The 23,772-nt window shown below is 30.5% G+C and carries 25 protein-coding genes; all 25 read left to right on the top strand.

Annotated features, from left to right (window positions below):
• Positions 1-88 precede the first annotated feature (88 nt).
• The 25 genes from QGM60_RS09150 (at position 89) to QGM60_RS09030 (ending at position 23,763) form a co-directional block, all read left to right on the top strand.
• Entirely contained in the window at positions 89-1,369 is a 1,281-nt protein-coding gene (locus QGM60_RS09150; RefSeq protein ID WP_281139944.1) for a TolC family protein, read from the top strand.
• Between the two features lie 28 nt (positions 1,370-1,397).
• Positions 1,398-2,009, top strand: coding sequence for a hypothetical protein (locus QGM60_RS09145; protein ID WP_281139943.1), 612 nt, complete (start codon positions 1,398-1,400; stop codon positions 2,007-2,009).
• A gap of 52 nt (positions 2,010-2,061) precedes the next feature.
• Complete coding sequence (locus QGM60_RS09140; RefSeq protein WP_036124035.1) at positions 2,062-2,826, top strand: patatin-like phospholipase family protein; 765 nt, start codon at positions 2,062-2,064, stop codon at positions 2,824-2,826.
• 37 nt (positions 2,827-2,863) lie between these two features.
• Entirely contained in the window at positions 2,864-3,391 is a 528-nt protein-coding gene (locus QGM60_RS09135) for a DUF4833 domain-containing protein (RefSeq protein ID WP_036124034.1), read from the top strand.
• A gap of 45 nt (positions 3,392-3,436) precedes the next feature.
• Positions 3,437-4,543 (top strand): mechanosensitive ion channel family protein, encoded by a 1,107-nt coding sequence (locus QGM60_RS09130; RefSeq protein WP_036124031.1) that lies wholly within the window; start codon positions 3,437-3,439, stop codon positions 4,541-4,543.
• A gap of 35 nt (positions 4,544-4,578) precedes the next feature.
• Positions 4,579-6,237, top strand: a complete 1,659-nt coding sequence (locus tag QGM60_RS09125; protein ID WP_281139942.1) for an AarF/UbiB family protein — start codon at positions 4,579-4,581, stop codon at positions 6,235-6,237.
• 15 nt (positions 6,238-6,252) lie between these two features.
• Entirely contained in the window at positions 6,253-7,488 is a 1,236-nt protein-coding gene (locus tag QGM60_RS09120; protein ID WP_281139941.1) for a Pycsar system effector family protein, read from the top strand.
• A gap of 149 nt (positions 7,489-7,637) precedes the next feature.
• Positions 7,638-8,519, top strand: a complete 882-nt coding sequence (locus QGM60_RS09115) for a lysophospholipid acyltransferase family protein (RefSeq protein WP_281139940.1) — start codon at positions 7,638-7,640, stop codon at positions 8,517-8,519.
• 14 nt (positions 8,520-8,533) lie between these two features.
• Complete coding sequence (locus QGM60_RS09110) at positions 8,534-9,166, top strand: TetR/AcrR family transcriptional regulator (protein ID WP_281139939.1); 633 nt, start codon at positions 8,534-8,536, stop codon at positions 9,164-9,166.
• Positions 9,167-9,442: 276 nt separating this feature from the next.
• Positions 9,443-10,558, top strand: coding sequence for a hypothetical protein (locus QGM60_RS09105; RefSeq protein WP_281139938.1), 1,116 nt, complete (start codon positions 9,443-9,445; stop codon positions 10,556-10,558).
• Between the two features lie 291 nt (positions 10,559-10,849).
• Entirely contained in the window at positions 10,850-11,296 is a 447-nt protein-coding gene (locus tag QGM60_RS09100; protein ID WP_281139937.1) for a hypothetical protein, read from the top strand.
• A gap of 56 nt (positions 11,297-11,352) precedes the next feature.
• Entirely contained in the window at positions 11,353-12,669 is a 1,317-nt protein-coding gene (locus QGM60_RS09095; protein WP_281139936.1) for a TolC family protein, read from the top strand.
• Positions 12,670-12,688: 19 nt separating this feature from the next.
• A complete protein-coding gene (locus QGM60_RS09090) occupies positions 12,689-13,756 on the top strand; it encodes an HlyD family secretion protein (protein WP_281139935.1) in 1,068 nt (355 codons plus the stop codon).
• A gap of 4 nt (positions 13,757-13,760) precedes the next feature.
• The gene (locus QGM60_RS09085) at positions 13,761-15,371 is read left to right on the top strand and encodes an MFS transporter (protein WP_281139934.1); all 1,611 of its coding nucleotides are present in this window, start codon (positions 13,761-13,763) and stop codon (positions 15,369-15,371) included.
• Between the two features lie 32 nt (positions 15,372-15,403).
• Positions 15,404-16,162, top strand: coding sequence for a glucose 1-dehydrogenase (locus QGM60_RS09080; protein ID WP_281139933.1), 759 nt, complete (start codon positions 15,404-15,406; stop codon positions 16,160-16,162).
• 23 nt (positions 16,163-16,185) lie between these two features.
• Complete coding sequence (locus QGM60_RS09075) at positions 16,186-16,659, top strand: glutathione peroxidase (protein ID WP_281139932.1); 474 nt, start codon at positions 16,186-16,188, stop codon at positions 16,657-16,659.
• Positions 16,660-16,736: 77 nt separating this feature from the next.
• Complete coding sequence (locus QGM60_RS09070; protein WP_281139931.1) at positions 16,737-17,507, top strand: patatin-like phospholipase family protein; 771 nt, start codon at positions 16,737-16,739, stop codon at positions 17,505-17,507.
• 37 nt (positions 17,508-17,544) lie between these two features.
• The gene (locus tag QGM60_RS09065) at positions 17,545-18,072 is read left to right on the top strand and encodes a DUF4833 domain-containing protein (RefSeq protein WP_281139930.1); all 528 of its coding nucleotides are present in this window, start codon (positions 17,545-17,547) and stop codon (positions 18,070-18,072) included.
• A gap of 125 nt (positions 18,073-18,197) precedes the next feature.
• The gene (locus QGM60_RS09060) at positions 18,198-19,046 is read left to right on the top strand and encodes an RteC domain-containing protein (protein ID WP_036124023.1); all 849 of its coding nucleotides are present in this window, start codon (positions 18,198-18,200) and stop codon (positions 19,044-19,046) included.
• Between the two features lie 146 nt (positions 19,047-19,192).
• Positions 19,193-19,471, top strand: a complete 279-nt coding sequence (locus QGM60_RS09055; RefSeq protein WP_036124021.1) for a helix-turn-helix domain-containing protein — start codon at positions 19,193-19,195, stop codon at positions 19,469-19,471.
• A gap of 147 nt (positions 19,472-19,618) precedes the next feature.
• A complete protein-coding gene (locus QGM60_RS09050; RefSeq protein ID WP_281139927.1) occupies positions 19,619-20,155 on the top strand; it encodes a hypothetical protein in 537 nt (178 codons plus the stop codon).
• Positions 20,152-20,835: an ATPase gene (locus QGM60_RS09045; RefSeq protein ID WP_281139926.1), complete on the top strand. Its 684-nt coding sequence runs from the start codon at positions 20,152-20,154 to the stop codon at positions 20,833-20,835. The genes QGM60_RS09050 and QGM60_RS09045 overlap by 4 nt, the downstream gene beginning before the upstream one ends.
• Before the next feature lie 83 nt (positions 20,836-20,918).
• On the top strand, positions 20,919-21,824 hold the full coding sequence (locus QGM60_RS09040) for a sce7726 family protein (RefSeq protein ID WP_281139925.1): 906 nt from the start codon (positions 20,919-20,921) through the stop codon (positions 21,822-21,824).
• The gene (locus tag QGM60_RS09035; RefSeq protein ID WP_036124010.1) at positions 21,785-22,720 is read left to right on the top strand and encodes a sce7725 family protein; all 936 of its coding nucleotides are present in this window, start codon (positions 21,785-21,787) and stop codon (positions 22,718-22,720) included. Before QGM60_RS09040 ends, QGM60_RS09035 begins: the two co-directional genes overlap by 40 nt.
• 2 nt (positions 22,721-22,722) lie before the next feature.
• Positions 22,723-23,763, top strand: coding sequence for an RES family NAD+ phosphorylase (locus QGM60_RS09030; RefSeq protein ID WP_281139924.1), 1,041 nt, complete (start codon positions 22,723-22,725; stop codon positions 23,761-23,763).
• Positions 23,764-23,772 lie beyond the last annotated feature (9 nt).

Raw genomic sequence — 23,772 nt, 5'->3', positions numbered from 1 at the left:
ACTGTTTTAAAAGATTAATAGCAATAATCCCTCTTTTTATATAAAGCAGTAGTTTCTATAGTTCTTTTAGAAAAACTTAAAACAAATTATGAGTACATATAAATATACGCTATCAATAGTTTTTTTGTTGGTTTTCACCACTTTTCACCAGGCTATAGCCCAAGATAGGTTGTTGAGTTTAGAAGAAGCAAAATCATTGGCCTTATCTAATAATAAAAAAATTAAAAAAGCAGATAAGACCATTGAAGCAGCCAAAGCTGCGAAGTCATCGGTTTATGCATCAGACAAACCCTTCGTAGAAGCAAGTGGTATGGGAGTTCATGTTGGCGACCCATTAAATACATTACTGCCAGAGTTTTTCGCAAACGCCTCTTTAGGAGTTACTCAAGTAATTTATGCGGGTGGTAAAATAAACACGGCTAAACAAATGAGTTCTACAGCAGTGGATTTGTATACTTCACAAAAAGAACTAACAGATAGCGAAGTGCTTTTAAATGTTGAAACAACGTATTGGCAAATAATAAATGTAAAAAGCAAAGTAGAGTTAGCTAATAAATATAAAGCGTTATTAACAGAATTATTAAAGGATTTAACTAACTCATACAATGCCGGTATTATATATAAAAACGATGTTTTACGTGTACAAGTACAATTAAACCAGGCAGAACTAGATTTAACAAAGGCAAAAGATGGGCTTAAACTGCTAAAACTGAAGATGGCACAATTAACAGGTATGCCCAACATAGATTTTTTAGTAAAGGACACTATTAGTAATAATGTTATTTTATTAGATGAAGTTTCACAATCAACAGCAATTGATAATAGACCAGAAATAAAAATGCTTAAAAAAGCTGTTGAAATTGAAGAGTTACAATCTAAAATTTTAGAAGCTGACAGAAAGCCAACAATTGGACTTAATGTAAGCGGAATCTATGCTAATGGCAAACAAATTAATTTCACAGATGGAAGTAATGATTTAACCTCTTACTACGGTTTGTTAAATGTCAATATACCCATATTTGATTGGGGAAGCAGAAAGAAAAAAGTGAAGGAACAAGAATTCAAAGTCGAAGCACAAAAATTAGAATTGGAAGAAACCGAAGAATTATTGTCACTTCAAATTCAAAATGCCTATTTAGAGCTTCAACAGGCAATACAAAAAGTTGAAATTACAGAAAAATCGTTACAACAAGCTGATGAAAATTTAAGATTAAATCAAGATCGCTTTGATGTTGGAACCGTAACGGGAAAAGATGTTTTAGAAGCTCAAGTGCTCTGGCAGCAAGCATATTCAGACGTTATAGATGCTAAGGCAAATTATAGAATTAATGAAGCCAATTATAAAAAAGCAATTGGAGATTTTAAATAAATACAGATTAACCTTAAAAATAAATAAAATGGAAAAAAAATCACAAAAACCAATTAGAGTAAGAATAGCTGAAAAACTAATAAAAGATCAACAAGAATTAGACCGTTTAGCGGTTCAAGTTTCTCTTGGTAAAGCAGAAATGAATGATGAATTTAAAAAGGCAAAAGCAGATTTAAAGAAAAATATTCATGAAGTTAAAATTGAACTAGCTCACGAACTTAAAGAAACAGAGGTGTTTATAAAAAACAATTTAGAAAAAATTGAAGAACACTTAGATGAAGATGCTACTTATTCAAAAGAAGCTTTTGAAACGCAAAAGAAAAATATTGTTAATGCTATTAATGATGCGAAGAAAAGTATTAAAAATAGCCCTCAAACTAAAAGAACAAATCAATTATTTAATGCTATTTCTCAAAAATCCAAGTTACAACTAGAACTTTTGGAAAAAAACATATCAGGAAAAAAAGTTGAACTAACACAAGAATATAAGAATAGTATGGAAGCAGCTACCGAAAAATTCAAAGAATTTGCTTCAAAACTTGATGAGGAAAAAGAACAGGCTACAGAAAAGTTGGACAACTTTAAAAAAGAAGTATCACAATCTTACAAACATTTAAAAAAAGCGTTTAAGTCTCTATAATAAAAAACAATCCTTGTCATTAAAACGTCAAGGGTTGTTTTAAAATAATAAAATGAGTAAACTAGGTTTAGCACTTTCTGGAGGCGGTATTCGTGGTATGGCACATCTTGGCGTGTTACAGTATTTAACAGAGTTAGGCATAAAACCTTCTGTTATTTCTGGTACAAGCGCAGGTGCTTTAGTTGGAGCATTTTATGCAGCAGGCTTTGAGCCTAAACAAATTTTTAAAATAGGAAAATCTGAAAAATTCTTTAATTATTCAAGCCTATTTAAACGACAAGGTGTAGGATTATTTTCAACAGATATATTCGAGAATATAATTAAAAAACATATTGCTCAGGAAACGTTGGAGTCATTAGAAATTCCATTATTTATCACAGCAACAGATTTGAATAACGGAAAATTAAAAATTTTTAATGAAGGTTCATTAGCCACAGCTGTAAAAGCTTCTTGTTGTGTACCATTGGTTTTTCAACCTGTTTTATTTGAAGGAATCTACCTTAGTGATGGTGGTATTTTAAATAATTTTCCTGTAAATATTTTAGAAGGTAAAGTCGATAAAATTATTGGCGTCAATGTAAATCGCATAAACACCATAGAAGGTAAAATAGGTTATAAACAAATTATTGAAAGAACAGTTCAAATAGCAATTGGCAACTCTGTAGAAACTCAAAAATATAAATGCGATGTATATATAGAACCACCAAGTATTAGAGACTATGGAATTTTCGATTTCAAAAAAGCAGATGAAATATACCAGACTGGGTATGTTTATGCTAAAGAAAAAAAGAATGAATTGTTACGTTTCCTTGATTAATTTATTTTCTATTGAAAACAAACAAATAGAATTTTGTATGAAAACTTTTTTTTCTTTTTTCTTTTGCTTTTTTATTAATTCCATCCTCTTTTCACAGGAAAATTACCCGGTACCTGAAAAAACAGCATCAAGACTTTTTTATATACAACATAGTAATAACTATAATACTTATGTATATGATGCAAATATGGAAGGAGATTTTATTAGCACTGAGAATCCAATTAATGAGTATAGAATAGTCTATACAGAAGACGGTGCTAAAAAACCATTGAATAAAATTCAAAAGCAATTTGCTTACGGAATGATTACGAAATTAATTGCGCCAAATCTTATAGAAATGCATTTGGCAGCATCATCAAAGTTAAAATTCTATCTCACTTTTAGTGATAAAGAAAAACCTAGAGTTTATGTAACTATAAACAAGTGTAAACTATACTTAGATAGCATGTTTGTTCAACTTAAAGAAGGTTCAACTTCCCTAAAAACAAAAGCTAAATATGTTTTGTTCTCAGGAAAAGATTTTATTACCGGCGAAAATGTAGTAGAAAAATTAATAGTAAAATAACTTCAAAATTCTATGAAGTTATCTAAGACATAATAACAAAACCATATGATAGAATTTTACAACAACTATAAGCAGTCCATTTTTTATATGTTTATCGTAATTGCTGTGGTGGTGTTTTTACGTTTTTTAACAAAATTATTGCACAATAAACTTGAAAAGCTAGCGCTTAAAAAATACCCTAATGAAGACCCAAAAACAATCCATTTAACCAAACGTATTTTAAATGCACTTTGGATCGTCTTAGGGATTATGGCTCTTGCTTTTATTTTTATCGATGAAGAACATTATAAGACGGCCACAACCAATTTTTTCCTTGTCTTGTATTTGGGTGTTATTGCAGTGCTAACCCTAGTAATAGCCTCTTTTGTGCAATTATGGTTTTCTAAAAAAATAAAAGAAAAGACAGCACAACAACAAGATGCTACAAGTTATAAGTTTTTAAGGTATGTAGCAATTGTTTGTGTTTACTTTCTTGGAACATTATTAGCAATACTAGCTTTTCCATCATTAAGAGATATAGCTCAAACCGTTTTAAGTGGAGCAGGTATTATTGCTATTATAGCTGGAGTTGCTTCTCAAGAAGCACTAGCAAACCTTATAGGCGGTTTTTTTATTGTTTCGTTTAAGCCTTTTAAGATAGGAGATATTATTAAGGTAGATCAAACCATGATAGGTACCGTTACCGACATTACATTGCGCCATACTGTAATTAGAGATTATGAAAATAAGATGATAGTAATTCCTAATGCCATTATAAACAAAGAAAAATTAGTCAATTATGATTTAGGGGAACGCAAGTGTTGTCAATGGATTGAAATAGGTATTTCTTATGACAGCGACATCGATTTGGCAAAACATATCATAAGAGAAGAATGTGAAAGCCATCCATATTTGATAGACAATAGAAGTGAATTAGATAAATATAATAATGAAAAAAAAGTAAAGGTACGTGTTATTGGTTTAAATGATTCTGAGGTTACTTTAAGAGCTTGGGCTTGGGCAAACAATTTTGAAGAAGCATTTGCAATGAAATGTGATCTCTACGAAAGTGTTAAGAAACGTTTTGATAAAGAAGGTATAGAAATACCGTTTCCACATCGCACTTTGGTTTTTAAAGATAAGGTCTCACAAACAACACAAAGCTCAAGTTAAATCTATAATAGGCAAAACAAAACATATAAATCATAATGGGAAATAATACTAATAAAATAACTAGAACTATTAAAATAGCTTCGGTACTCTCAAAATATGGGTTCGAAGATATTATTTCACATAGTAGTATTGACAAGATAATACCTAAGAAATTTATTCATGCAAATGAAAAAATAGATAGAATAAAATCACTTTCTGTTTATGCACGTATTAGAATGGCTATTTCAGATTTGGGACCAACTTATATAAAATTAGGGCAATTATTTAGTGATAGAGATGATTTATTACCCTCAGAACTTACCGCAGAATTAAAAAAACTTCAAAATAATGCTGGCGAAGATTTTATAAATGTAAGAGAAAAAATAGGTAAAGAATTACAAATTAACCCAGATGATTTTTTTGAATCTATAGATGAAAAACCTTTTGCAACAGCTTCAATATCCCAGGTTTTTAAAGCGCAATTAAAAACAGGAGAAAAAGTAGTCTTAAAAATAAAAAGAGAAAAAATTCAAGAAATAATAGAAGCAGATCTTTTAATAATGAAAGACCTTGCCAAAATACTCGAAAACTATAATGCAGAAAGTAAGAAGATAAATTTATATAAAATTGTTCATACGTTTGAAAAATCAATCCATACAGAACTTTCATTCTTGCAAGAATTCGATAATATTGAACGCTTCAGAAAAGATTTTCAAGAAGATGAAAACTTGTATGTGCATAAAACATTTAAGCATTTGTCTAATAATAATATTCTGTGTTTAGAATTTATAGAAGGCATTAAGATTACGGACATATCTTCACTAGAAAATCAAGGGTTTGATACTAATCAAGTAGCTATGGTAGGCTTTGATATGTATATGCAACAAGTATTAAAGAATGGTTATTTTCATGCAGACCCACATCCAGGAAACATTTTTGTAACATACAAAGGAGAGATTTCTTTTATAGATTTTGGTATTATGGGAAGGTTAATGCCTTCAGATATCGAGCATATCGAAGATTTCTTACAATATCTTATAAATAAGGATGCTAAAAAATTAATATCTACGCTAAAAAAAATAGCGGTATCATATTCTGTAAAAAATCAAAAACAATTAGAACGAGATGTTTATCAAATTTTTGAAATTGTGGATGAGTCTTCATTAAATAATATTGATTTAACCGTAATTATAAAAAAATTAAAAGAAATATTTAAACAAAATGAAGTAGAGTTTCCTGATTACGTTTATCTTTTAATGAAAGGGATTGCATTAATTGAAGGGATTGGTAGAAAATTAAACCCAAATATTAATGTTTATCAAATAATAGAACCATATGCTATTGAAGTTATCCAAAAAAAACTTTCCCCAAAATATAACTTTTTTAAAGGTATAAAAAGACTACAAAATGTTTCAGAACTTCTAGGGGATTTACCTAATGAAATACAATCTCTAGTTCACAAAATTAAAGAGAACGATATAGAAGTATCGCACAAGATAAAAGGTATTGAGTTAGTTGCAAGTACAGTAGATCGTCTAGTAATAGCAATAATTTTAGCAGCACTTTCAATTGGTTCTGCAATACTAGTATTAGCAGACATGCCCCCTAAAATTTACAACATACCTGTTCTAGGTTTTTTAGGTTTTACAATTTCATTATTTCTAGGGATATACATAGTTATTTCAATGTTGAAAAAGGGTAAATCATCGGTTTAATATTGTATATATCTTATGATAGTAAATACCAACATATCTCAAATAGTAAATAACATTAAGGATTATACTTTTGAAATTATAGATAAAGAATCTGATAAAAATTTATACACTACAATTAGTAGAGTGTATAGGATTGAAAAAAATATCAACACAATAATTAAAGAGGATAAAATTGAAAATATTGATATAGATTGTTTATACCTAGCTAATTATGTGTTAAACATAGAACAAGCCACTACAAAAGCTAATACATTAAATTTTAAGGACAGCGAAACATCAATAAATGAAATATTAGATAGTCTTAGATTAAAATTCAAATTAAATAGTGAAACTGTAAATAGAGTAAAGACAATTATTATAGAATCATTTCCTTTTAATGAAACAAAATTATTAGAGTCTAAAATCATTTCAGATGCTAACATCATGGATTTTGCTGGCAATCAAGGAAGAGATAGGTTAAAAAAAATGTATGAGCAGATGATTTTAAAAGATTTTAAACTATCTAAAAGCAATTGGTACGATACGCTTATAGGTATTTTAGATGCTTATAGAATAACTACCCATTTTGGTCAAACCCGTGTACAGCCATCAATAGATAAGCTTTACAAATCTTTAAGAAAAGAAAGAAAGGATCACAAAAATCATACAAATTTAATTTTACAAAAAGAGTTAAAAATTAGTGATCAAGAAATTAAAAAGTTAAAAAAAGATATAAGTAAAATTAAGGGTAGAGATGATAGAGGCATTCAAACTTTATTCAGAAATACCTCAAGAAACCATTACACCTTAAATAAGATGGTTGACGGAAAAGCACGTATAATGATTACGATAAACTCAATTATACTATCTCTAATATTAGGAGGTATTATAGGTAAATCTTCTAATGAAGTAGTTTTAAATATTCCTTCAATCATTTTTGCGGTAACTAATTTAATATCCATAGCATTTGCTATTATTTCTATAACACCTAATAAAACACAAGGAAACTTTACCGAAGAAGATATAAGAAGTAAAAAAGGAAACTTACTCTATTTCGGAAACTTTCATAACATGCATTATCGTGATTTTGAATGGGCTTTTTTGCAGCTATTACAAGATAAAGATTATTTGTACACATCAATGATCAAAGATTTCTACTATCAAGGTCAAATCTTGCAAGTAAAAAACAAGCTAATTAGAATATCTCTGTATTCATTTCTAATAGGTTTGGTAGTAGCAATAGTTTCTCATTTTGTTATTTACTGGTTATGATTTATATACAAGCAAAACAAATTCTTTTTTAAATTTTTAATATGAAGAGAAATAGTAAAAATATCATTTTAGAATATTCTAAGAACAAGTGTTTTAGTCATAAAATATACTTCATAAATGTAATACACCTTTAAATTAAACTCTAACGTATGCTTTACAAAATATCATATGCGTTTTCACTTCTACCGTTAAGACTGTTGTATCTGATATCAGATGTCTGTTATTATTTGTTGTATTATGTTGTAAAATATCGTAGAAAAACGGTATCAGAAAACATTAAGAATTCATTTACCAGTCTAAACAAAAAAGAAAGGCTAATTATTGAGAAAAAATTTTACAGAAATTTCTGCGATAATTTTATTGAGACATTAAAACTTTTGTCGATATCAAAAGAAGAATTGCATAGCAGGATCTCTGTAGATTACTCTGAATTAATAAACATAAAATCTCAAAATAAAAATTGCCATATTTATTTAGGACATCAGTTTAATTGGGAATGGGCGAATTTGCATATTTCAAGTGTATTAGAAGACAATGTTATAGTTGCCTATAAACCTATAAAAAATAAAAAATTTAATAGCTTAATGAAGAAAATGAGGAGCCGATTTGGTTCAAAATTGGTTTCATCAAAAACATTAAAACGAGAGATTGAAAAATTCAAAGACAATCCACATGTATTAGTTTTAGTTGCAGACCAAACCCCAAAAATTTCAATAAAAAGTTATTGGACAAATTTTTTAAACCAAAAAACAGCCTTTTTAAGTGGAGCTGAACTTTATACGGCATCAAACAAAACCACTTCTTTTTTTGCAAACATTATTCGTTTAGATAGAGGTTATTACAAATTTGTTATAACACCTCTTTTTAATTTTTCAGAACAATATCAAGTTGGATTAATTACACAATTCTATGCCAAAAAATTAGAAGAATCAATAAATAAAAACCCCGAAAACTACCTCTGGAGTCATAGACGTTGGAAACGAAAATATAAAGATGAATATAAAAGACGATGGATTGGAAATTTATCATAACAAAAAAATAGAGTATGGCTTTTAAAAGAAAAAAAATGATTTTAGAACAGTCTGCCAATATGTTTTTTAATTATGGAATCCAGCATATTACAATGGATGATATTGCAAAAAAATGCGGTGTGTCTAAAAAAACAATTTATAAATATTTTGAAAATAAAGACGATTTATTACATCAAGTTATAGAATTACAAATAAAAGAGCTGAAAAAAGAAATTTTTGAAAACAAACAAATAAGCAAAAATGCATTACAAGAATTAATACTTTTTTTTGATTATATAAATGAGCTTTCTTTTAACATATCTGCTTCATTTGGCAAAGAATTAAAAAAATACTATCCAACAATTTTCTTAGAAGTTGTTAAACACAAAAATAGTATAGTAATACCTTTTCTTAGAGAAAATATCATTAAGGGTAAACAAGAAGGGTATTATAAAATGGATATAAACACAGAAGAAATTTGTGAATCTTTTAATGATATTTCTAAAATTATTTTTTTGAATGGTTTTTTCTACAATTTAGGAACAAACCAAAATACCCTTAAGTTTTTAAATTCATTGTTTTTGCATAGGTTAGTGTCGGTAAAAGGATTAGAAACGTTAAATGAGTTTAATGAAAAACCTTCAAAAAAGCGTATAAAGAATCATTAATACGATATTATTATGGTAGAACTTATACAAAGTAAATTAGATTTCGTAACTCAATATAGTTCAATAGAATTTTTACTCTTAGCTCATGAAAAACATAAAACGAGAAATGATTGACATTAATAACGATATTAAAAAATAGAGATTAATCATTATCATAAAAATATACCAATCTCTAATATAAACCTTAAAAATAAATACATGAAAACTTAACTAAAATTTTATATTAAAAATCGTTCATTAACTAACTTTATATAAGTTAACTAAACACACAAACCTATGAAAACAAAAACGCTACACCTTTGGTCTACACTACTCTTAATTTTAACATTAAATTCTTGTGGTGACGATGATAATAACGACAATAACAATAATTCTGGTGGAGACACCGAAATTGTTGGAGAAGCTGGCATTATGCAAAACATAAATACAACCAATTTGAGTACTTATGCTTTCCCTTGGTATTTTCAAGATGATGTTAACGATACAGGATGTGGATATGCCGAATTAACCGATGGCATACTAAAAAGATGGGATAAAGATCATGATGGATTAATACCTGTAAAATTTGACAATGTACCTTTTGAGGTTGAAGCCTTAGATGCTATTGAAGATAAATTGGGTTTTATCCTATTTGACAGAACAAGCATAGCCTTTACACCTAACGACCAAATTTCCAGAGGAATAATTTTTAGCGAAGGTACAGCTTCAGGACCAAATCCAGCAACAGATTGTGGTCATGTATCAGAAGGTGTTGGTACATTTAGTTATCCTTATTACGGAGAAAACACAGAATCCTCTTCTGAAAATATTTATTTAGAATATGACAATGATGGAAATATTATTGGTTATGATTATCCGTTTATAGAATCTGCTTACGATGAGGAAGGCAATACAGTAGGTAAAGTATTAGACGGTACACCTTATATTTTTGATGACAATAACCTGGTAATTGGTCTTGTAGCCCAAGAAGATGAGTTAATCTATGATATTATTGGTAATGCCATTTGTACCACACTTTACAATAGCAGTTTGTATGATGCTAATGGAATAGTTATTGGTGCTTATGTTTATATTGTGGGAAACCAAGAAGACATGGATGATGGTGCTTATGTAATTAAATACCGTGTAGTTGAAGATCCTTTCTATGAAACTACTGGTCGCATTAATACCGTTCTTTACGTGCACATTGGCTCATCAGAATGCCAAAATGAAATCACGCTAAATTTAGTGATACATGAGGTTGGGCATGCATTAGGTTTGGGACCTCATTTTGAAGGGTTTGGTTATGGTCCAGCCGTAGATGGCAATTTTTGGAACGTACTTTATACCCTTTACCACAATCCAGTAGCTAGTGATGAAGATAGTATTGAAATTATGCAAATAGAGTTTTAAAAGTTAAGCATTGCTTTTTGATACATACATACTTCTTGAATTTTACAATTATTAATTGAAGCAATACCAAATGCCTTATTTTGGGTAGGTTAAATAATCACTTGTAATTAAAATGAAGATTTTCACCCTAGTATGCTTTAATGTCATATAGAGGTAAAAGTAGTAGTGCTTTTACTTATTTTTTAATATGACCAGATATGTCAATCTTTTAATGATATTTCAAAATTATTTTAGTTCTCTATTTACAGAACTAAAAAAACTTTATATATTTGCACTTTAATAATATACAATATGGATAATTTAAAACAACGTGTTGAAGATATTGGAGTTGTTTATGAGCAATTCGGAAAAACACCCATGGCAAGCAGAGTATTTAGTTTTTTGTTATTGGCCGAACCTTCTTATAAAACATTTGATGAAATTAGAGAATTTTTAAACGCAAGTAAAAGTGCTGTTAGCAATGCAATAAACAGTCATATACAAGATGGTACAATTAACTATAAAACATTTAGTGGTGATAGAAAAAGATACTTCTATCTAGATTTAGAGAATTGGAGAAAAAGAGTTGAGGAATATGCTAAAAAACTTTATGATTTTAACAATGTAATGGAAGATGTTTTAAAACATCGAAGCAATAGCGACGTAGAATTTAACAACAAGCTAAAAGAGGTCATTGATTTTCAGAACTTTTTAAATCAAAAAATAGATGAAGCAATTATAAAGTGGAAAGAAAACTAAAAAAAAATTATCCAATAAGTTCTTTTTGTTAAGAACTAAAATAACTAAAAATATCTATGCATTATATAAAACAAACAGTAAGCCTATTACTAATATTTGTTTATGGCTTTGGCTTTTCACAAGAAGCTGTTCCTAAACAATATACGATAGACCAAATTGTACAATTGGCTTTGGAAAACAATCAAAAGCTAAAAGTGTCAAAAAAATCGGTGGAAATTGCCAAACAACAGACCGACGTTTATAAACAACTTCAACTGCCCAATATTTCTTTAGGGGCAAGTGCTATGTATTTGGGCGATATAAACATTTTAGATACCGATTTCTCAAAATTAATGACTGTTGATATGCCCCATTTTGGCAATAACTTTTCATTGCAGACACAACAATTGATTTACAAGGGCAAAACCATAAACAATACTATTAAGGTTGGTACCCTACAGGAGCAGTTGGCAAGTTTAAATGTGGAAAACGATGAATTGTCAATTAAGTTTTTGGTGATTTCCAATTATTTAAACTTGTACAAATTATACAATCAAAAACAAGTTTTTTTAGATAATATAGAATTGGCGAAAAAACGTATCGATAATGTTACAAGTTTTTATAACCAAGGAATGGTTACGCGTAATGAAGTCATTCGTGGTGATTTGCTTTTGGCGTCATTAAACCAAGCCGTTGTTACCATTAATAATAATATAGACATTTTAAACAATCAACTTACTGTAGCTTTAGGATTGCCAGAAAACGAGCAAATTATCCCTGTGGATGACACCTTGCAATTAGATACCACATTACAGGATTATGGTGTTTATAAAGAGGAAGCAACAACAAACCATCCCTTAATAAAATCCATAGATATACAGAAAGACCTTGCAGAAACTAGCTTGGACATCACCAAAGCTGAAAAATTGCCAACATTGGCTGGTTTTGCAGGTTACAATATGCAACGCCCATTAACAAATTCTTTTCCTATTAACGATGTCTATTTCAACAACTGGCAAGTAGGTGTCTCTTTAACATACAACATAGAATCATTGTATAAAAACAAAAGCAAACAGTCTTTGGACAAGCTAAAAGTGGAACAAGTAGAAGAAGCTAAAACCTTAACGCAGCAAAACCTACAGGTGGCTACCAAAGCAGCGTACTTAAAATACAACGAAGCCATTTCGCAAAGAGAAACTTACCTTGAGAGCAAACATTTAGCTGAAGAAAATTATCGAATTACCGAGAAAAAATATTTTAACCAGTTGGCGCTCATAACCGAAATGTTGGATGCCAGCAACTCAAAGTTAGATGCGGAGCTGCAATATGTTAATTCAGAAATAAATATCCTTTACGCCTACTATAATATATTAAAAACCGTAGGACAACTATAACCATTATAAAACGATTAAAATGTCAGATAACAATACACAGATAGAAAAAAAAGCGGGCAAGAACAAAAAGCTGGCTTTAGTAACCAATATACTTGTTTTTATAGCGGCACTTGTTGCCTTACTTTTTGTTGTTAAGCACTACTTTCATATAGGGGATAAAAATTTTACCAATGATGCCCAGGTAGAAGCTTATATCAATCCCATAAACACAAGGGTTTCAGCCTACATAAAAGAAATTAGGTTTGAAGAAAACCAAAAAGTAAAAAAAGGCGATACCTTGGTTATTTTGGATGATAGTGAAATAAAAGCTAAATTATTGCAGGCAGAAGCTGCATATCTCAATGCCTTGGCAGGAGATAAAACAACCAAATCTTCCGTAAACACTATTGCCAACAACACCTCTATTATCGAAGCTAATATGGCTGGGGCAAAATCCAATTATGAAAATGCGGCTAAAGACTTGGAGCGTTTTAAAAACTTGTTAAAAGAAGAGGCGGTTACCCAACAACAATATGATGGTATAAAAACCAAGTACGATGCTGCCAAAGCACAATACGATGCCTTGTTAGGACAGCGAAAATCTGTTAATTACTCGCTTCGTGAAATGGGCGGTAGGATAGAAATGAGTCAAGCTGGTATAAAACAGGCAGAAGCTGCATTAGAATTGGCAAAACTGAATTTATCTTACACTATAATTACTGCACCTTACGATGGTTTTATGGGAAGACGCAAGGTAAACGAAGGACAATTACTAAATCCAAGTCAGCAAGTAGCCAGTATTGTAACAGACGATAAAAAATGGGTCATAGCCAACTATCGCGAAACACAAATGGAAGACATTGCGGTGGGTAAAGAATTGACTATCGAAGTAGATGCATTGGGAGGAAAGGAATTTAAAGGTGTTGTTACTTCAATTTCAGCAGCAACAGGATCAAAACTATCAACCATTCCAGTAGATAATTCAACCGGGAATTTTGTTAAGGTACAGCAGCGTATTCCTGTTCGCATTGATTTTTCAGAAGAAAATAATGCAGAAGATTTAAAACTATTACGTGTAGGAATGAATGTAAATGTTACCGTAGATTAATTATATGTACAACCAAGGACTTTTTAAAGATTGGGTGCCAAAACCCGTAATGTTATTGCTTATCCTGGCATATCTATTCCCTATTTTAATAGTTGGCGGAATCTATACTGCCAATTTTAGTGAAATGATGAGCGATTTGGCAATCTATTCCGAGTACTTATCTTTTGCCAACTACGCCTCTTTTATAGGTATGGGTACTGCCTTGCCCCTTTTATTACGTTTTAAAATGCGTTTTAGAAGCAAGGAGTTAATGATTACCAGTTTATCAATCATTGCGTTGTGTTCTGTGGTTATTGCAACTACGGATAGCCCGTATGTTATTATATTTTCAAACTTCGTAATTGGTTTTTTTAAGATTATTGCCATTATTGAATTTGTGCTACCGCTGCTGTTTATTTTGAGTCCAGATGGAGACCGTACAAAATTCTACACCATTTTTTATCCTTTGAGCATTACTACCGCTCAATTAAGTTCTTATCTATTTGCAAAAATCGCCTATAATTTAGAATGGGAGTCGGTATATCTAGTAATGGCCATTATTATGTTGGTTTTGGTGTTAATATCGGTCATTTTTATGCACGATTTGCGCTTTTCGAGAAAGTTGCCATTATATCAAATCGACTTGTTAAGTATGCTTTTGTTTGTGGTTTCTTTCTTTTTATTAACCTATGTGTTCGTTTTTGCAAAGCAACAAGATTGGTTTGCTTCACCATACATACAAGGAGCTACCATTGGGTTTATTGTCACCTTCGCTGTTTTTCTATGGACGCAAAAAGGTGTGAAACGACCATTTATGCCACTAACCATATTTAAAAAGAAAAACTTTATTCAAGGACTTATATTGATGATGGGTTTAGGAATGTTTTTGGCCTCGGCAACTATTCAAAATACCTTTACCGTTGGAATTTTAAGGTATAATTCACTTACAAATAACTTATTGAATTATGCGATGGTTCCCGGTATAATTTTAGGTGCTATCTATGCTCGCAAATGGTATGCAAAACGATTACCTACCAAATTTTTGATTATTTCTGGTATGCTGTTCTATACCTCACATTTTATAATGATGTACTTTTTAATCAGTCCAGAAGTAGATATCTATTATTTAATGGTTCCTTCTATCTTAAGAGGAATGGGTATGGTGATTCTCTTTATAAGCATTTGGTTTTACACATTGGATGGTTTTGATATGGCGGAAACATTGGCGGTGGCATCTTTGGCAATTGTAGTGCGTTCTATGGTAAGTGTAGCCTTTGCTGGAGCCATTTACTCTTGGCTCTTTTATAAGTTACAAGTACAAGGTTTGGTTAACATTGCAGACAAATTGGATGCAGTAAGTCTATCGCCTTATAGAGGTGGAGGATTGGCGGTATATGGGCGTTCTAGAATACAAGCTGTGTTAACGGCATCCAAAACATTATATGGCTACTCTATAATTGCGAGTATTATGCTAATGATTTACACTTTGGCATTGCGGTTTGAAAAAACACATTACCGCAGATTGATTTTAGTTCGTAAACTACTGAAAGGAGAATCTGTAAAAGGATATAACGCAAGAGTAAAAGAAAATACCGTTGAATCCATCTCTTCAGGAACAGGTGCAGTAGCAGTATAAATAACAGATATTAACAATTAAATATAATACAAATGAACAGATTGGAAAACAAAGTCGCTCTTATTACAGGAGCTGCAAGAGGAATGGGAGAAGCCCATGCCAGAGAATTTATCAAGCAAGGAGCTAAAGTTATCCTGGCAGATATTAGAGAAGAAATGGGACAAGCTTTAGCCGAAGAACTAGGCGAAAATGCCCTTTTTGTTAAATTGGATATTACCAAAGTAGAAGATTGGGAAAATGCTGTAAAATTAGGTGAAAATAAATTTGGAAATATCAATGTATTGGTTAATAATGCAGGGATTTTAGGTCCAGTAGCAGGAGTAATGGAAATAAAATATGAAGACTACCTTAAAGTCATTGATATTAACCAACACAGCATTCTGTTGGGGATGCAAGCTGTCATCCCTTCAATGTTGAAAGCTGGAGTAGGCTCAATAATCAATGTATCATCTATAGCAGGAATTGTTGCCTGTTTTGGATTCCCAAATATTGCCTATATGGCCAGTAAATTTGCTATTAGAGGTATGACCAAAGCTGTTGCATTTGAGTATGGACCAAAAAACATCCGAGTAAACTCAATGCATCCTGGATTTGTTCTTACACCAATGATGATAGAAGCTACAGATGAAGATGCGTCTAAAGAAGGAAGAAGTGCTTTGGATGAAATACCGTTGGGCAGAATTTCTGAAACTAAAGAATTAACAGGTATTGTAGTCTTTTTGGCATCAGATGAAGCCTCATTTATTACAGGGCAAGAACATATTGTTGATGGTGGAATGACCATACATTAAAATAGTAAATAAGCTGTATTACTATGACCTTTTATGATTTAGAAGCAAAACTATTGCAAGGAGAATCTATTTCTATGAAACAGTATCAAGGAAAAACGATTGTTGTTGTAAATACAGCCAGTAAATGTGGTCTTACACCACAATATGAAGGTTTAGAAGCACTTTATACGAAGTACAAAGATCAAGGACTTGTAATTCTCGGTTTTCCTTGTAATCAATTTGGAAAACAAGAACCAGGACAAGCAGATGATATTAAAGAGTTTTGTGAAATAAATTATGGTGTAAGTTTTCCAATGTTTGCAAAAATAGATGTTAATGGTGATACAACACATCCTATATTTAAATTCCTTAAATCCAAATTAGGTGGTTTTTTAGGTAAAAAAATCAAATGGAATTTTACAAAATTTGTAATTGATAAGAATGGTAAACCAGTAAAACGGTTTGCACCAATTTCAAAACCTGAAAGTATGGAAACGTATATAAAATCTATTTTGTAACATTAAAAAATAAAGTCATAATCTTACAATTTAGTAAATTTAGTGCTTGAAAAAAATGCCATAAAATAAAATAGGAAATGAGCAAAAAATCTATTGGATTAGCACTTTCTGGAGGAGGCATTCGAGGAATGGCACATCTTGGTGTACTTCAATACTTATATGAAATAGGAATACAACCAACAGTAATTTCGGGCACAAGTGCTGGCTCACTAGCAGGTGTGTTTTTAGCTGCAGGATTTGAACCTAAAGAAATTTTAGAAATTGGAAAAAAAGAAAAGTTTTTTAGCCGTTCCAGTTTAAAATTAAAATCAGGTGGATTATTTAGCACATATGTTTTTGAACGTATTTTAAATAAATACATTCCACATGACGATTTCGATCAATTAAATATTCCTACTTATGTTACTGCAACTAATTTAGTTAATGCAGAATTGGTTGTTTTTGATAAAGGTTCTATTGCTACAGCTGTAAAGGCTTCTTGTGCAGTACCTTTAGTTTTTGAACCAGTACATCTTAAAGATGCCTATTTATGTGATGGTGGACTATTAAATAATTTCCCTACAAATTTAATCAAAGATAAATGTGACAAAGTTATTGGTATAAATGTATCCAATATTCCAAAATCATCTATTGTAAAATGGAGTTATAAAACTATTATTGAGCGTATTGTAAAAGTTTCAATTAATTATAATGTTGAAGACAAAAAACAACTTTGTGATTTGTATATAGAGCCACCAAAAATTGAAACATATGGAACATTTGATTTTTCAAAAATCGATGAAATTTACAAGGCTGGATATGACTATGCTAAAGAAAGAAATGATGAGCTTTTAAGTTTTCTTAACTAATTTAATAGCTTCATAAAATTAAACACAAGTATTATTTATGAATCCCATTTATTCTTTTTTCTTTAGCATAGTTATTTGTACTACAGTATTTGCTCAAAAAAAGTATCCTGTGCCAGAAAAAACATCAACAAGATTATTTTATATTCAGCATAGTAAAAACCACAACACTTATGTATATGATGTAAAAATGGAAGGTGACTCTATTAATTTGGAGAGCTCTATTGATGAATATCGCATTGTCTATACAGAAGGAGGCGTTAAAAAACCATTGAGTAATATCCAAAAGCAATTTGCTTACGGAATGGATACAAAAATAATTGCACCAAACCTTATAGAAATGCATTTGGCAGCATCATCAAAATTAAAATTTTATCTCACTCTTAATACTGATAAAAAGCCAAGAGTTTATATAACAATAAATAATCGTAAACTTTATTTGGAAAACATTTTTGTTGAACTTGAAGATAGTTCTACTTCCATAAAAACAAAAGCAAAATATGTTCTGTTTTCAGGAAAAGATTTTATTTCTGGTGCAACTGTAACAGAAAAATTAATAGTGAAATAACATTTCTACAATCTTTGATAAATAATTTAAAAATACCCTTGAATTTTTGAATTTATTGTTTCACATGAGTTGGTGTCGGTAAAAGGATTAGAAATGTTAAATGAGTTTAATAAAAATAAAACTATTTGAGTTCAAAAATAAATAACCTACTAACTAATCTTAATGATCAATTAAACTTCATAGATTTAGAAATCGATAATCAATCTACTCGATGTGAAAAAGCAATAGAAATCATTCTAAAAACTATAGACTCATTAAGAGGCGTTTTGTTAAAAACAAAGTTTAAAACAGATGCAGAAGAGATAAAATTCTTTAAAGAAATTAAACCCCAGTTTACATCCAAGTTAATTTATTACAATACAATTTTTAAAATTGAAATGAAAAGACCAAACGGAGGTAGCCGAATTGTAAAAAAATATTATAACAATGAATTGGTTAAACTGAAAGCATTTTTTGACAATGAATTAGAGTTTTATAAATACTACCGTTCAGGTAGTACCTACCTAGATCATAAATACTTTTTACGTAGCAAGTTCGACATTAAAATGTCGTTATCTAGCTACTACTTTGAAGCAGATACAAACTTTTCAACTTCACATGATTATAAAGTAGCTAAGATACTAGCCAACGATTTAATTCAATTGTATTTAGAAAATAATTTAGTATTAATTGGTAGTAAAGACAATGGCGAAAAATCACAACGCAAACCGAACTTGAAAATGATTTGGACAAGCCCAAAAGTAGCCTTAATTGAGCTGGTTTATGCATTACACACAGAAGGTGTCTTTAATAATGGTGCTGCAGATTTAAAAGACATTGCAGAATATTTTGAACATATTTTTGAAATAGATTTAGGGCAATACCGTCGTACATTCCTTGAAATTAGGACTCGGAAAGCCGATAGAGCAAAATTTCTTACCACATTAAATAAAGGATTGCTAAAACGAATGGAAGATACTGATGAAGGGATTTAGGTAAAATCGTTCACAACACAATCCCCGTTGTGAATAAACTTAACTAATCTACTTCATATTTGCCAAACGAAAGTCAAATCACATTAATAGCTGCTGCCGAGAATGAGAGTTCGAGGCGGTAGCTATTTTAAACTAAAAACTTTACTATGGCAGCAACAATTATCACTACGGAAGATCTTCGTGAATTCAAAGAAGAATTACTGGAAGATATTAAAGCAATCATTAACCACCAATCAGGTTTTGCACCTAAAAAATGGCTCAAATCACCAGAGGTTCGCGATCTATTAAGTATCTCACCAGGAACATTACAAAATCTTCGCATAAATGGTACATTACCATACACAAAAGTCGGTGGAGTCATCTATTACGACTACGAAGAAATCCTTAAAGTAATGGAAGAAAACCGCATTCATAATAAGTTTTAATTCCCGCAAAGGCGGGAATCTCATTAATGCTAACTTAAACTGTCACCTTGAGCGCAGTCGAAAGGTTGTTTCAGTATCTCATAAAAATGAAAGGTAACGTCACTTCGAGTGATTTTGTTTCACAAAATTGTATCGAGAAGTCAACTTATGCAAGAAATAAATTACATCAAACATCTCAACGCAGTTTTCAGTCAATTTTCTAAAGACAGTCGCTTAAATCCAACCCACATAAGCTTATATATAGCCTTATTCCAGTTGTGGAATTTAAACCGATTTTTAGAAGAGTTTTTTATAAACCGTGATGAGGTTATGCAATTATCTAAAATAGGCTCAAAATCCACTTATCACAGATGCATCAAGGAATTAAATCATTGGAAATATATAGTGTATTTCCCATCTCACAATCCGTATCGTGGTAGTAAAATTAAGATGTTCAAATTTGGGACAAGTTCTGGACAAGTAGTGGGATACAACTCTACTCAAATCGAGACAAGTAGTGGACAAGCACTGGTACCTATATATAAACATATACAAACTATAGAAAACAAAAACATTAATAAACAGAAAAATTTAAAAAATTTAGATTTTAATGATTCTGAAAATGTTTCAAAACAAAACAGCAGTGTTCCAAATACGGACAACCTAAAGACTACTAAAAACAAAAACTACAATGAACCTTTATGAAAAATGAGAACCCGCATATCATTGTTGAGAAAGGTGTCCAATACAAACTTGGAGAGTTAAAAGATAATTGTATTCAATACGATTTCAAAAGCATACTCATTTACCTCGATGCAAAAGGAAAGTTGTTATTTGGCAAAAACTTCAAGATTTATGAAGAAGATGAGGTTGTCCTTTATAAGCTGTGTATTTATTTCATTCGCGATTTTGAAGCCTGTGCAAAATTAAATATCGACCCCAACAAAGGCATTCTTTTATCGGGTCCAGTGGGTTGTGGTAAAACCAGCTTAATGAAATTATTAAGGCACATCGTACCACATCAAAAATCTTACGAACTAATTCCAGCAAGAAACATCACATTTGCTTTCAACAATATTGGCTACAAGACTATTCAAGAATATGGCAACAGTAATTTCTATTGTTTTGATGATTTAGGAGTGGAAACAACCGGAAGGCATTTTGGAAAAGACTGTAATGTTATGGGCGAAATCCTTTTATCTCGTTACGATTTGTTTGTAAGAACCTGTCACCCCGAGCGCAGTCGAGGGGTCAAAACCCACGCAACTACAAACTTAAACGCCCAAGAATTGGAAGAACGTTACGGGAACAGAGTGCGTTCCAGAATGCGACAACTATTCAATTTAATTGCTTTTGATAAGGAAAGTAAGGATAAAAGAACCTGATTTAAAGACTTATACTCAATAAAAAATCTTAAAAGTCGTTAGAAATACGACTTCTTTATGAATTTTGTAGATTTGTAAAAATAATGGAGATAACTAAAGATATAAACCAGATTAGGAGTTTAGCTCAAATTTTTTCTACCGCTAATTTTAAAAAAATAGTGAGAGACGAAGATTATTTTGATACATTTTATCGTGTCGATAGATATACAAAAGTCAAAGAGAGTACTACTAATCTTCAGGTTCTAAATCAAATTTACAAATCCTTACTTCGCAATTATAAAAATGAGTATGTTTATAAGAACATTCTTATCAATAAGCTTTTATTGAGAAAATATAGTTTGAAAAGCACTATAGCATTAAATGAATTTAAAATAGGTAATTCAATTGCTGACTTTGTTCTTTTAAACGGTGAAGCTCGCATATATGAAATCAAAACAGAATTAGATGGTCTGGAAAAGTTAGATAAACAGTTATCTGATTACGAAAAATTTGCAGATAAAATCTATATAGTTACAAGCTCAAAGCATATACCAAACCTATTAATGAAATATTATAATTCTAATATTGGTATAATTGAGTTAACTCAACGAAATGCACTAAAAACTGTAAAAGAAGCTAAAAAAAACACCTTTACTTTCAAGCACGATGCTCTTTTCAAGACATTACGAAAAGATGAATACATTAGTTTGATGAGATCTTATTTTAAATTTGTGCCTGATGTTCCTAATACCCAAATTTTTAGAGAATGTCTTAAGATGTCAAAAAAAATAGATATTTTAGAATTTCAAAAATTAGTTGTACAAAAATTAAAATATAGGAACATTTCTAATCCGGAAGTTTTTAAAGAAAGACAAATCCCAGAATCGCTTAAGCATATTTGTTATTCTTTGGATTTTTCAGATATTGAATACCAACAATTAGAATATTTCTTATCACAAAAAAGCAAAGTATGTATTTCCCATATGTCAGAGGTAAACAATTTGAGTTAATCGCATTAAGAGATTTATGTGGCTTATTTCCAAACGATATTTTAAAGACTTCACCAGTAATAGAACCTGTGAAGAGTTCTTCCACATTAAAATCTTCTTTAAAGGAACTGGCTTCTAAAAATGTCAACTTTAATGTTGTTATTAACCCTAGAGTTGGAGATTTAAAAAACAACCGTCAAGTAATAATTGATGTTCTTACTGAAAATCTAAATCATTACAAAAATTATCAATTAGCTGTAATTATCGATGCTTTTTCATCAAGACAATTAGATACTTTAATTCCATTTATTGAGGGTTTAAACCTAGATTATAATGGCGTAACTCTGATTCATAATGCTGAAACAACAACAGAAAACATTGAGTTGTTAAGTTCAAGCCTAAATGTTGTTTATAATTTAATTTACTTCTCTAAAACAAGTAGAAGATATTACCGAGAATTTGAACAAAATACAAGGGTGTCTCTTGATGATTATTTTAAGGAGTTATCTAAAAATGCTGATTATTTAGACCAAGAAAGTAGTTTTTCTGAAGAATACAGATACTATCAAGAAGACGGTTTCGTTGGATTTGGTGACTTTATCACAATAGGTGACAATTATTCTGATTCTGGATTTTTACCAAGAGCTGTAGCAATTCATTTATCCTATATTGATGGCACAGGTAAAATTAAGGTAAAACATTTTGTTTCAGATTCAAATGGTGACACTTCAGATATCGGAGGTAAGTTCGCTGAAGCTTTAGATAAATTAGTGGCTTGGTGTAATCAACAAAACATTCATACCCGAGCGGTAGAAATTTTTAGGGACTTGAAACAGAGAGGTCATTTTCCTGGTCTTGGAACTCTTAAAAAACTATCCATTATGAACCACATCGAACTGGTAATTACTAATATATAGTTATGAATTGTTGCATTAACTGTTTTACCAGTGACTATCTCATTAACATTATAAATGCAGATGACAGAGTCGGTGATTGCAATTTCTGTAAATCGACTAATGTATCCATATATGCAGCTAGGGAACTTGCACCATTTTTCAGAAATATCATATCGCTTTATACAGTTGATGAAGTTTCAGAACTTGATCTACCACAATCTTTGAAAAAAGACTTTAATCTTACTACAGATAAAGTTGTAAACGCTAAAGAACTTTTTCAAGCAATTTTTGCAGATGAAATGGAAGACTTTGAAGATTTATTTGATAATAATGTATCTTCAGGAATTAAAATTGAGTTGCTTACCGAAACAAACCAAATTCACGGTATTTGGGAAGACTTTAAAGAGGAAATAAAATATACAAACCGTTACCACATTCAAAACACAATTGACTTAAATAAGCTTACTAACTTTTTTATGCACGAAAGCTTCTATAAAGAAATTAAAAAAGGGAGAATATTTTATAGATGTCGTATTTCTGATAAAAATGGTTTTCCGCCTGATAAAATGGGAAATCCGCCTAAAGAGTTAACAACTGGTGGTAGAGCTAACCCTAAAGGTATTTCATATTTATATGTGGCAGATTCGTTAAAAACATCATTGTATGAAACAAGGGCTTCACTATTTGATTATGTTACTGTAGGAGAATTTCAGTTAGAAGAAGATTTGAGAATTTTAAATTTAAGAAACCCTAAAGATGACCCTATTCCCTGGTCAGAAAATGAAGCGATAGAAGACTTCTTAATTTATGTTCCTTTCATACAAACACTGCAAAAGGAAATCTCATTACCTATCAGAAAATTAGATAAACAGTTAGATTATATCCCAACACAATATATTTCAGAATTTATAAAATCTTTGGGATTTGATGGAGTTGAATATCAAAGCTCACTATATTCAAGTGGTTACAATTTAGCAATTTTTAATCCTGAAAAACTAAATTGTAGAACTACCCAAGTCTATGAAATTGAAAATATTGAATTTTATCATAAGGAAATAAATTAACTACACTTT

It is taken from the genome of Winogradskyella sp. SYSU M77433 (assembly GCF_029911945.1).
Taxonomy (GTDB): Bacteria; Bacteroidota; Bacteroidia; order Flavobacteriales; family Flavobacteriaceae; genus Winogradskyella.
Note: the sequence above shows the minus strand (reverse complement) of the source record. Positions and strands in the feature narration are given on the sequence as shown.